Raw genomic sequence first — 10,887 nt, forward strand, 5'->3', positions numbered from 1 at the left:
TGCGGTAATGCAGACACGTTTAAAAAAAAATTGATTACGGGCCGCTTGAAACGTATTATAGATTCAGGACCGCCGGGGCGGTTTGCCGAACTGCCCGCCCGGGCTGTCAGCCGTTTGAATAAGCAGGGGTGAAGAGAAAATGCCAGCCTCGAAAAGAAGTGAGCGAAGAAAACACGCCGGATACGCAACCAAGGCCGGCATGTCACCAGGCACAATGGTGTTTATAGGTGAGCAGCAGGTGGACAAAGCCCGCATCGACATCATCCGGTATGATGACGCCGGATTGAAAGAAATGAGCGACGTCTCTCCGGAACAATGCCGGGACTGTTCCGCTGCCTCCGGCGTGACGTGGATCAATGTCAACGGCATTCATAACGTCGCCCTGATTGAGTCGCTGGGGAAGCACTTTGATCTGCACCCCCTGACGCTGGAAGATATCGTCAACACCACCCAGCGGCCGAAAGTTGAAGAATTTCCGGACTATGTCTATGCCGTCCTGAAAATGATGGCCTTTGATGATGCTGCGAACAGGCTCGAGATTGAACACGTCAGCCTGATCTTTGGAGAGAACTATGTCATTTCCTTCCAGGAGCACGAAGGAGACGTGTTTGACTCTGTTCGGGAGCGGATCAGGAACTCTAAGGGACGAATCCGTTCACTGAAAGCGGATTTTCTTGCCTACGCTCTCATGGATGCCGCGGTGGATCATTATTTCCTGGCCCTTGAGCGTATCGGGGACCGGATCGAGAACATGGACGACCGTATCCTGGTTCATCCCAGGCCGGGGGATATTCAGGAAGTTCATAAGCTGAAACGGGAAATTCTGAGCTTCCGCAAGGCCGTCTGGCCCCTGCGCGAAGAGGTGGGCGCACTGGAAAAGAGCGAAACCGTCCTGATCCGGCCGGAAACAAGGGTCTTTCTGCGGGATCTGTACGACCACATCATCCAGGTCATCGACATGGTGGAAACGTTCCGGGACATTCTTGGCGGCATTCATGATACCTACCTGTCCAGCGTCAGCAACCGCATGAACGAAATCATGAAGGTGCTCACCATCATTTCCACGATCTTCATCCCCATGACGTTCATCGCCGGAGTGTACGGAATGAACTTTACATACATGCCCGAGCTGAAATGGCCCTTCGGCTACTACCTGATCTGGGGCGTCATGATTACGGTAGCCCTCAGCCTTGTTTCCTTTTTCAAACGAAGGAAATGGTTTTGAAGGGGGGGAAATCCGCAATAATCGCCGCCATGCACGGGGACAGGTCCAGGAAGGTGCTGATTGTCCCGGCATGAGTTAACTATGGCGGTTTTGCATCGGAACCACCACCGGCATCGGTTTTCCGGTACGTTCATGATCCGGCCGGTGATTTCTTTCTGACGACTTTCTTATTTTCCGCAGACCAGGCTCATCAGCAGGACGATCAGCAAAGGCAGGCCAACAAGAAAGCCTATCATCCAGAAAGCCCCCGCCCGGCTGCCGAGGTTGAGAGTCCATCCCATCCACGGGATGGACTTCGGAACCCAGGTCCGGCTGTCTTTCTTGCTGAAGTAGAAGCCCACCGACCAGTTGTCGGGGTTGTTCCATTCCGCCTGGTTGATTTCTTTCTGATTTTCCTTCTGCTCCATTTCGCTCCCCCGTCATCGGATACGACCTTCAGCGGTTCTGTGACCTTCCCTGCACCATGGGGGCATCGGGGTTTGTTTGTCTTCAGAAAGGGATAGGGATTGAGAAACGGGATGTATTAACGAATCGACGTCTCCATGTGTTTTTATAACTTTTTGTACACATCTCTTCTGTGGGCAATCCGGACAACGTGCACAAGGAGAACACTGTCATTGATTTCATAGACAATACGGATGTCTCCTACACAAACACGCCAGGTATCCGGAATTCCTTTCAAAGGTGCGCAACCCCGGGGTCTTGGATCAGACGCCAGAGTCCGCAGAACTTCAGCAATACGGCGTTGGTACGTCCGGTCAAAACCCGCAATTGCCTTGACGGCATCATTCTTGATCGATACCGAATACGTCGGGCTCAAAGCCCAAGCTCCTTCAAAGCTTCTTCCAGCGGGATGCTTGGCTCATCCTTGTGCGCCGCGATGTAAGCCGCATCCTCAGCATCTTCCTGATCTTCAAGAAAACGGAGAAAAGCGGCGTAATCAAGCAGCTTTCTGATGTCGTCAGGGCTCATGGAGTCAACTATTCTGCGCAATTCTTCTTTTTCCTGAAAGGCGGCAACGGCCATGGAAATCAACTCCTTTCAGTTCATACGTTACGCCATGAAAGAATAGACGTCAAGCCGGATCCGGGCAGGGCTCCACCGAAGAAAAAACACCCCGGGAAGAAATACAATTTAAAAACGGGTTCCGCCACAAACAAAAAAGAAGCAGCTTGTTGAAAAACGGACCCCAAGTGCTATCATCAGGCGGCGGCACATATTTCTTTCTTAAGGAGCTGTTGTTGTATGTTGAAGACCTGCGCCCCGGAGATTGCGGCATTCCGGGAGGTGCGTACGAGGTAAGGCCCTGTATACACCTCCCAAAAGACTTCGACAATCTCATCTTTTGGAGGGTGAAAATTGAACACTATAGATATGGAAAATCTGGGTCTCGGGCGGGAACTCCTCGCCGGGGCTTCCGTGGCATACCCCGGGCTTTTCCCCGGAAGGATCGTTTCCCAGTCCAGGGACCTCTACACGGCCGTAGCCGAGAGGGGCGAACTGACGGCGGAGGTTTCGGGAAAGTTCCGTTTTGAGGCCGGAACCCTGTCCCATTTCCCGGCGGTGGGCGACTTCGTCCTGCTTGACCGGAACGAGGATACAGGCGGCAACGGGATCATCCATGCCGTGCTGCCGAGGAAGAGCGCCTTCATCCGGAAGGCTGCGGGGACTTCCAACGACGAACAGGTGGTGGCGGCGAACATCGACACCGTGTTTCTCTGCATGTCCCTGAACAGCGATTTCAACCTGCGGAGAATGGAGCGGTACCTGGGCGTGGCCTGGGACAGCGGAGCCGTTCCGGTGATCGTCCTGACGAAGGCCGATTTGTGCGACGACCTGGCCCGGAGACTTGCGGAGGTAGGAACCGTGGCCTGCGGGGCGGAGGTGCTGGTAACATCGAGCCTGTCGGAAGACGGATGGATCTCCGTGCGGAGATACCTGGGCCGGGGAAAGACAGTGGCCTTCATCGGCTCCTCCGGCGTGGGGAAGTCCACCCTGATCAACCGGCTGCTGGGGTGGGACGCCCTGGCGACCAAAGGGCTGCGGAACGACGACAAGGGGCGCCATACCACAACGAGGCGGGAGCTTATCGTCCTTCCGGAAGGCGGAGCAGTGATCGACACTCCCGGAATGAGGGAGCTGGGCATTGAAAGCGCCGACTTTTCAAAGGCCTTCGCGGATATCGGGGAACTGGCGGCGGAGTGCCGCTTCCGGGACTGCACTCATTCGGGGGAGCCGGGCTGCGCGGTCCGGCGGGCCATGGACGAAGGACTGCTTTCGGCGGAACGGCTGGCGGCCTGGAAGAAGCTGAAGAAGGAAGCCGGGTATGAGGGGCTGAACTCCCGGCAGATCGAGTCGGAAAAACTCTCCGTCATGTTCGCTGACGTGGGCGGCATGAAGAACGCCAGGAAGTTCGCGAAAGAGATAAACAAAAAGCGGCACGGGTACTGAAGTCCCTGCGGCAGTCTCCGGCGTGTGAAGCCTTAAAACGAACGGTACAACAACGCCCCCGCTTTTCCGGCAAGGAAAGGCGGGGGGCGTTTTCCCTGTGATGGAGCAGAAAAACTTTCGATTCCGCCACGATTCGTTTTTTAAATTGACGGAGCCGTTCTCTACCCCAGGTTAATTTTCAAAAGGCGGCTGGGCCGTCCGACTTCATGCCGAACATCCGTCCCGACGTATTGTATATAGCTTCCGGCGGATTCAAGTTTCGAAAGAATCCGGTTCATACTTCTGGGACTCACGCCGTAAATACGGGCCAAATCAACTGGAGTTACCACGTCGATACGGTACTGTTTCAGCACCTGATCAAGCTTCTGAAGCGTCAAAAGACCTAATCCCGATTTACGGGATATTTCCTGAAGCCGGTCATTCTGCCTTTTCTGAGGGCTACCGCCTGCAGGAGTCAGGGGTCCTTTGACAGTTTTGTCTCCGAAAACTATATACAGGCTGTTCTCACCTGAAAGACTTGATTTTTCTCTTCCGTAGTCGGCGTTGCTTTTTGCCTCGAATGCATTCTTTCCCATGCCGATGCCGATATGAACCCTGTTCACAGCCCCATCCGCAACGAGAGATCCAAGCAGGTCAAAGGATTTGAAGTTTTTTGTCTCATTTCGAAGAGCCGCTGTGTTCGTAAAAATATAATGCCGCCCATTGGTCGCTCCGATAACTGCCGCTCCTATCTTCTGTCCGAATACATATATGGATTCTGTTACCTGTTTGGTCTTGTAAAAACTTTCGAGTTCGCTTTTTCCATAGACGGCATAATGGTCCACAACGTCCGTCTCTACAGAAATAACTGAAGCATTGCTTCCGCTGTTCTCTGAAATCTGGTGACGAAGCCGGAGTTTTATGAGCTGCTCTCTCACAGGTTCGGAAAAAAACATCCGGCGAAAGCACGGGAGACCAGTTTCTTTCAGCCGGGCGTAGGATTCGCTGGATCCATGAATGGAGCAGCTGATTTTTCCTCTTTTGAAAAGGTCCGTATGGAAATCACAAAGGTAGTCGATATAGTTTTTTCATTGTTTTTGCGCCTTCTTGGAACATACACCTGCAACTGATCCGGAGAATACCCTATTTCCAGGTATGCGTCGAGAATTATGTTGTTCAGCGTTCCAAATCCATCAAAACTCATTTTTGTGACGTCGTATCCCTTTGAACCTGCCAGAAGGATACTGCAGGAAAGCGTCATCACATTACAGCTCGTGTGCTCCCACGGGACAAGAGGTTTCACAAGGCCGCTCGCGTAGGTGAAAATCTCGAAACCAGTAAAGAGAACGCCTTCGAGTTCCCGCTGCCTTGACTCCAGCATTTCCACGGCCTCACAATAGTTTCGATACACCATCGGGACCAGGTCGATGTAAGGTTCGCTCTTCTCAGCAACCTTCATTACGTGGGCAACACTGTCAGCCGGGCCAAGAACTCCTATGATCACTTCATGCCACCGCCTTTTTCATCCCTGCTTTTCATTCCGGATTTCAGACGCCCAAACCGGACTGTTTTATTGTACAACGTGACGCGGGATTCATTCCCTGCCTTTCATCATCCAGCTGCCGGCACTGATTTTTCATTCCTATACGGGACCATATGTGAAACGTCCCGGGAAAAAACCGGGACGTTTCAAGCTACATTTCGCCGTTATGCAGCAAGCATGCCACAAAATGCCCATTAGCCACTTCCCTGAGTTCAGGATTTCTGCCGACACATTTTTCGGTGGCAAAATCACACCTGGGGGCAAAACGGCAGCCGGGTGCGGGGTCAATAGGATTGCCGACCTCCCCCCTGATGACTGTCGGCCTGGCATGCCTCTTCGAAAGGTTGGGCACGGGAATCGCCGCAAGAAGGGCTTTCGTATAGGGGTGAAGCGGGTGAGAGAACAGTTCATCAGACGAAGCTTTTTCAACACATTGTCCGAGGTACATCACGGCTATTTCATCGGAGATATGTTTGACGACCGAAAGATCGTGGGTGATAAAAATGTAAGTAAGACCCTTTTCTTCCTTCAGATCCATGAGAATATTGATAATCTGCGCCTGTATCGAAACATCCAGAGCGGAAACCGGTTCATCGCAGATTATGAATTTAGGATCTAGAGCGAGAGCCCGGGCAATGCCTATTCTCTGCCTGCGGCCCCCATCCAGTTCATGGGGGTAGGAATCTCTCAGCCGCGGAGCAAGCCCGACTACATCCATCATTCTGTCTACACGGTCATCAATTTCCTTTCTGCTGCCGCAGAGACGATTGACCTTCAAAGGATCGGATATGATCTGGGCGACACTCATACGCGGATCGATGCTTGAATAGGGATCCTGAAATATCATCTGCATTTTCAGGCGGGTCTTTCGAAGCTGTTTCTCATTCATGGAGACTATATCCTCTCCTTCGAGAAACACTTCGCCGCCGGTGGGTTCTGTAAGGCGCAGTATCGTTTTTCCAAGTGTGGATTTCCCGCAGCCCGATTCGCCCACGACACCGAGAGTCCTGCCTTCGTCAATCGTGAAGGAAACGTCGTCAACCGCATGAAGAAGGCCCTTTTTCGTCCTGAAATATTTTTTCAGGTTATTTACGACCAGTATAGGCTTTTTTTTCTCACTCATCTGTTTCCCTCCCCGTACCGCCGCCATAAAGATGACATGCGACCCTGTGAGTGCCTTCCACGGAAAATCCAGGCTGGACCTCTCTGCAGATGTCCATGCAGCGCGGACATCGGGGATTGAACTTGCAGCCCGTTGGAAGATCCGTAGGATCCGGCATAAGACCTTCGATAGGGTACAGACGGTCAGTCTTCTTCTCCAGGTCCGGCAGGGAACCGAAGAGTCCGGTGGTATAGGGGTGCTGCATTTTTCCTGAGTAAATCTCCTCAACGGAACCTATCTCTATGATCTCTCCGGCATACATGATAGCTACGTTATCGCACATCTGGGCTACAATTCCGAGATCATGGGTGATGAGGATCATAGCGGTCCCGAGCTTCTCGCGAAGCTCGTCAATCATGGCAAGAACCTGGGCCTGGATAGTCACATCCAGTGCGGTCGTAGGCTCATCGGCTATGATGAGGACCGGCTCACAGACAAGGGCGATTGCTATCACGACACGCTGCTTCATCCCTCCGCTCAGCTGGTGAGGGAAATCATACTTTCGCTCCTTTTGAATACCGACGAGTTCAAGTGTCCTGTCAACTTGTTCTTCGATCTTTTCCGGTGAAAGTTCTTCCTTGTTATGGAATTTGAGCGCTTCTGCAATCTGGTCTCCGACCTTCATGATAGGATTGAGGGCAGACATGGGGTCCTGAAAAATAATGGCGATCTTTTCCCCCCGTATGCCGTGGCGCATAAGATTTTCAGGGACTTCAAGCAGATTCTTCCCTTCAAATTCTATCGTTCCGTTAACAACCTTTGCAGTACGGTCGGGCAGGACCCGCAGTATCGCGTAGGCTGTAGTGGTTTTCCCGGCACCTGTTTCACCCACCAGACCCAACGTCTCGCCTTTTTTGAGGGAGAGACTGACTCCGTTGACTGCGTACACAGTTTCTCTTCGCGCTTTGTAGACCACCTGGAGATTCTCAACTTTCAGCAGCATGTTATTCGATGTATTCATAAGCCTTTCCTCCATCAGTCCCTGAGCCTCGGATCAAGAGCGTCCCGCAGACCATCTCCCACCAGGTTGAAGGAGAGAGCCGTCAGCAGGATTGCAATCCCGGGGAAGATGATCATATGCGGAGCAGTTATGATGAATTCCCGCGCCTCGCTCAGGAGGGCTCCCCACTCGGGGGTGGGAGGGCTTACGCCCAAACCGATGTAGGACATGCTTGAAACCTGCAGAGTAATGGCCGAAAGGTTAATCGTCATGCTTACAATCATGGCACCAAGTGAATTTGGAATAACGTGCCGGAAAATCAGGTGGTAATCCCTGCTGCCGTAGGATCGTGCGGCATCGATGTACTCCTGTCCGACAAGAGAAATCATTATGGACCTGGCCGTTCGTACACTTGCAGGAATTCTCGCTATTAGCATCGCAATCACAAGGTTAAAAATCGATCCCCCCAAAGCTGCCACAACCGCCAGAGCGAGCAGCTGTCCTGGAATAGCCTGGAACACGTCAAGGACGCGCATCAAAATGTTGTCGAACCATCTGCTGTAGAACGCAGCACACGCTCCGAGGATAATGCCGATTACCTCAGCGATAAAAGTCGCAGGGAACGCTATCATCATTGTGTATTTTGTCCCGTGAAGAACTCGCGTAAAAATATCCCGCCCGTAGGCATCTGTACCGAACCAGTGTTCGGCGCTTGGCCCCTGGAGGCGTATTCGGATGTTCTGCTTTACACCATTCTCAAAGGGAGTCACAAACTCTCCGAATATGATGACGAGTAAAAGAAGAATTACGACAGCCAGGCCGATCAGGGACACCTTGTTCTGGCTGAAGCGATATATCGTCTCCTGAAGGGGAGACATGCTGCGGGAGGACTTTTTCCCCATAAACATGTCTATTTCGCCCCCTTTGCCGTGTAGCGGGCTTTTATCCTTGGATCCACAAAAGCATACAGGATGTCCACAGAAAGAAGGATGAGGGCAAATATGATCGCCAGAAAAACCGTTCCGCCAGTGACTGCCGGTATATCCTTCCTCTTCACCGAGTTTATGATAAAGCTGCCCAGGCCATTGCACCCGAATACGTTCTCTGTTACCACCGCTCCGCCAAGAAGGCCTCCCATGTACACGCCGATAGTGTTTATTACGGGCAGACAGGCGTTAAGGAACGCATGTTTCCAAATAACGACCCTTTCAGGTACACCTTTCGACCGGGCGGTACGTACAAAATCCTGGCGGACAGCTTCGAGCATGTAACCCCTTGTGCTTCTCAGAATACGGGCAGAATAGGGCAGGCCCAGGGTCATCATTGGAAGGATATAGTGCTTCCAGCTCCCTGTCCCGCTTGATGGAAGCCATCCGAGTTTCAGCGCAAACAGTATAGCCAGCATCATCCCCAGCCAGAAAACGGGAACTGCAGCCAGTATCATGGCTGTAAGGCGGGATATGTAGTCTAGCTTTGAATATTGCTTCACAGCTGAGATGACACCAAGAGAAACACCTATGGTGCTGGCAAATGCGATGCTGGATACGGCAATGATGAGCGTTATCGGAACTCTTGCCTTCAGCGTGTCAAGGACAGGCCTGGATGTAAGCCAGGAGGTTCCGAAATCAAACCGGGTGAACAGCTGAAGAATGTAATTAAAAAAGCGATAGACGAATGGCTTGTCGAGCCCAAATTTCGCGTTGAAAGCCTGAAATTGTTCAAGTGTTGCGCCGTCACCGAGCATCATTTTTGCAGGATCGCCGGGAGTCATCTCGAGAATGGTGAAGACTACCAGCGTCACGCCAATTATGATTGGAATCAGAACAATCAGCCGCCGGATGATGTATTTGATCATGGTGTTTTCGCTCCATCGCATTCCTGGAAATGGCGCATGGCCGAAATTTTGAACCGTGCAGACCATGCGCCTCCAAAAGATTACTTTCCTAAATCTTGTTTCCTAAGACTTTTCTGTTTATTTCCAGTGGAACTTGTAGATATAGTAATAGTTTGTGTTGATCTCGTCGCAGACCAGATTTTTGCTGTATGCATAGGGTATCGCCTTGTGGAACGTTGGTATGGTGTACATCCTATCCTGAAGGAGGCGGTTCAGATCAAGATAGGCAGCTTTTCGCTTTTCCCTGTTCATTTCCGTGAGTACTTTCCTGTAAACATCATCAAGTTCGCGGTCCTTAAGACCAAGTTCAGTTCGTTCTCCCGCCTTTCTGGCTTCATCGCTCAAGTACTTGAAATAAATGTAGCCGTACGTGGCTTCCGGCGTGAAATTAGTTCCCGTGTTGGAAATATCATAGTCCTGGTCATACCTGCGTGCCCTGCAGGAAGCTGAATCAGCCACTTCAATATCCACTTTTACGCCAATATCCGCAAGATTGGCCTGGAAAACAGTGGACATTTTCTCCCAGTAGCTGCCGCTGATACACAAAATCTTCCCCGCATCAAAGCCGTTCGGGTAACCTGCCTCAGCAAGGAGGGTCTTCGCTTTTTCAGGGTCGTACTGGTAACTCGGAATTCCGGCTTTCTCCATTTCTTCCACGGTGAAACCGCCGAACACGGAAGAGGGATTGAACAGGGAGTACGCGGTCTGGGCGATGCCGTCATAGGCAGCTATTACCATCATCTCACGATCCATGGCGTAGGAGAATGCCTGGCGGACGCGCTTGTCTGAAAGTACATCGCCCCGAATTGAGTTGATATGGAAGAAGCTCGTGTGATTGGTAGGAGAGAGGTAGGTATTATAGTCGCTGTTCGACTTGAATCTCGTCCATGCGGCCGTAGGCACGACAATGAGATCCAGTTCGCCCGATTCAAAAGCAACCGTTATGGTGTTATTGTCGGTGAGGATTTTGTAATTTACTTTTTTAATCGAAGCTGGTCCCTGATAATAATCCTCGAAAGCCTTGAGCTCTATTTCCGTATCCGGATTATAGGATGAAATCACATATGGCCCCGCTCCGCACGGGATCCACTCAATCCCGAATTTCTCGCCGGCAGCAAGGACTTCCTCTTTACAAAGGATATTGACCCAGATGGATATATTGTTCAGAAGGGTTGGATTCGGTCCGTCCGAAACAATCTGGAAGGTGAGGTCATCGATCACTTTTACGCTTTTATACCCGGGAACCTTCGGACGTATCATTTTGTAGGGCCCGGATTTAAGCGCGTAGTCGATTGACCATGCGGCGTCCTCTGCGGTAAGTTTCTTGCCGTTATGAAACTTGACCCCGTCGCGCAGGTGTACAGTATAGGTTACATTGTCCTCAGCCAGTTCAAAACTTTCCGCAAGGCGGGGTTCCAGCTCTCCCGCATCGTTTTGGAAAAACAATACATCATATATCTGGCAGTAAAGCTGAGTGCAAACAATTGAACTGACGTTAAAAGGGTTGAGAGTTTCTATTACCTGATTCAACGACAGATTGATGTCATCGCGGCCGGATGCAGCAGTACTTACTCCGCTGAAGGAGAGGAGAACCATCAGAGTTAAACTCATATCTGGTGTATGGACTTTGAAAAATAAGTGGCGTATCCTGCCGATTGGGCTAGCAGGCTCACAATCGACATTGGAGGGATAC

The 10,887-nt window shown here is 51.4% G+C and carries 12 protein-coding genes; 2 read left to right on the forward strand and 10 right to left on the reverse strand.

Translation table 11 applies throughout. The features are described 5' to 3' along the window. The first annotated feature begins 199 nt into the window (after nucleotides 1–199). The gene (gene corA, locus C8D99_RS06615; protein ID WP_243833853.1) at nucleotides 200–1,225 is read left to right on the forward strand and encodes a magnesium/cobalt transporter CorA; all 1,026 of its coding nucleotides are present in this window, start codon (nucleotides 200–202) and stop codon (nucleotides 1,223–1,225) included. A 167-nt stretch (nucleotides 1,226–1,392) separates the two neighbouring features. On the opposite strand, the gene C8D99_RS06620 is transcribed toward corA, so the two are convergent. The 3 genes from C8D99_RS06620 to C8D99_RS06630 all read right to left on the reverse strand — a co-directional run bounded on the left by C8D99_RS06620 (nucleotide 1,393) and on the right by C8D99_RS06630 (nucleotide 2,251). Next, on the reverse strand, nucleotides 1,393–1,632 hold the full coding sequence (locus tag C8D99_RS06620) for a DUF5808 domain-containing protein (protein ID WP_133957341.1): 240 nt from the start codon (nucleotides 1,630–1,632) through the stop codon (nucleotides 1,393–1,395). A 143-nt stretch (nucleotides 1,633–1,775) separates the two neighbouring features. Beyond that, nucleotides 1,776–2,045: a type II toxin-antitoxin system RelE family toxin gene (locus tag C8D99_RS15760; RefSeq protein ID WP_133957342.1), complete on the reverse strand. Its 270-nt coding sequence runs from the start codon at nucleotides 2,043–2,045 to the stop codon at nucleotides 1,776–1,778. Beyond that, nucleotides 2,042–2,251, reverse strand: coding sequence for a hypothetical protein (locus C8D99_RS06630; protein WP_133957343.1), 210 nt, complete (start codon nucleotides 2,249–2,251; stop codon nucleotides 2,042–2,044). The genes C8D99_RS15760 and C8D99_RS06630 overlap by 4 nt, the downstream gene beginning before the upstream one ends. A gap of 333 nt (nucleotides 2,252–2,584) precedes the next feature. On the opposite strand from C8D99_RS06630, the gene rsgA reads away from it, so the two are divergent. Continuing rightward, entirely contained in the window at nucleotides 2,585–3,676 is a 1,092-nt protein-coding gene (gene rsgA, locus C8D99_RS06635) for a ribosome small subunit-dependent GTPase A (protein WP_133957344.1), read from the forward strand. A 161-nt stretch (nucleotides 3,677–3,837) separates the two neighbouring features. On the opposite strand, the gene C8D99_RS06640 is transcribed toward rsgA, so the two are convergent. From C8D99_RS06640 to C8D99_RS06670, 7 genes are all read right to left on the reverse strand, one after another. Further along, complete coding sequence (locus tag C8D99_RS06640) at nucleotides 3,838–4,611, reverse strand: hypothetical protein (RefSeq protein WP_133957345.1); 774 nt, start codon at nucleotides 4,609–4,611, stop codon at nucleotides 3,838–3,840. Between the two features lie 29 nt (nucleotides 4,612–4,640). Then, the gene (locus C8D99_RS06645; protein ID WP_133957346.1) at nucleotides 4,641–5,159 is read right to left on the reverse strand and encodes a hypothetical protein; all 519 of its coding nucleotides are present in this window, start codon (nucleotides 5,157–5,159) and stop codon (nucleotides 4,641–4,643) included. Between the two features lie 190 nt (nucleotides 5,160–5,349). Next, nucleotides 5,350–6,321 carry an ABC transporter ATP-binding protein gene (locus C8D99_RS06650; protein WP_133957347.1) on the reverse strand — a complete coding sequence of 324 codons (972 nt, stop codon included), beginning with the start codon at nucleotides 6,319–6,321 and terminating at the stop codon, nucleotides 5,350–5,352. Beyond that, nucleotides 6,314–7,321, reverse strand: a complete 1,008-nt coding sequence (locus C8D99_RS06655; protein WP_133957348.1) for an ABC transporter ATP-binding protein — start codon at nucleotides 7,319–7,321, stop codon at nucleotides 6,314–6,316. The genes C8D99_RS06650 and C8D99_RS06655 overlap by 8 nt, the downstream gene beginning before the upstream one ends. Nucleotides 7,322–7,335: 14 nt before the next feature. Then, nucleotides 7,336–8,208, reverse strand: a complete 873-nt coding sequence (locus C8D99_RS06660; protein WP_133957349.1) for an ABC transporter permease — start codon at nucleotides 8,206–8,208, stop codon at nucleotides 7,336–7,338. A gap of 2 nt (nucleotides 8,209–8,210) precedes the next feature. After that, complete coding sequence (locus C8D99_RS06665) at nucleotides 8,211–9,155, reverse strand: ABC transporter permease (protein WP_133957350.1); 945 nt, start codon at nucleotides 9,153–9,155, stop codon at nucleotides 8,211–8,213. 117 nt (nucleotides 9,156–9,272) lie between these two features. Beyond that, the coding region (locus C8D99_RS06670) for an ABC transporter substrate-binding protein (protein ID WP_133957351.1) at nucleotides 9,273–10,887 on the reverse strand (1,615 nt) is incomplete at its 5' end.

The sequence above is a fragment of the Aminivibrio pyruvatiphilus genome (assembly GCF_004366815.1).
Lineage (GTDB): Bacteria > Synergistota > Synergistia > Synergistales > Aminobacteriaceae > Aminivibrio > Aminivibrio pyruvatiphilus.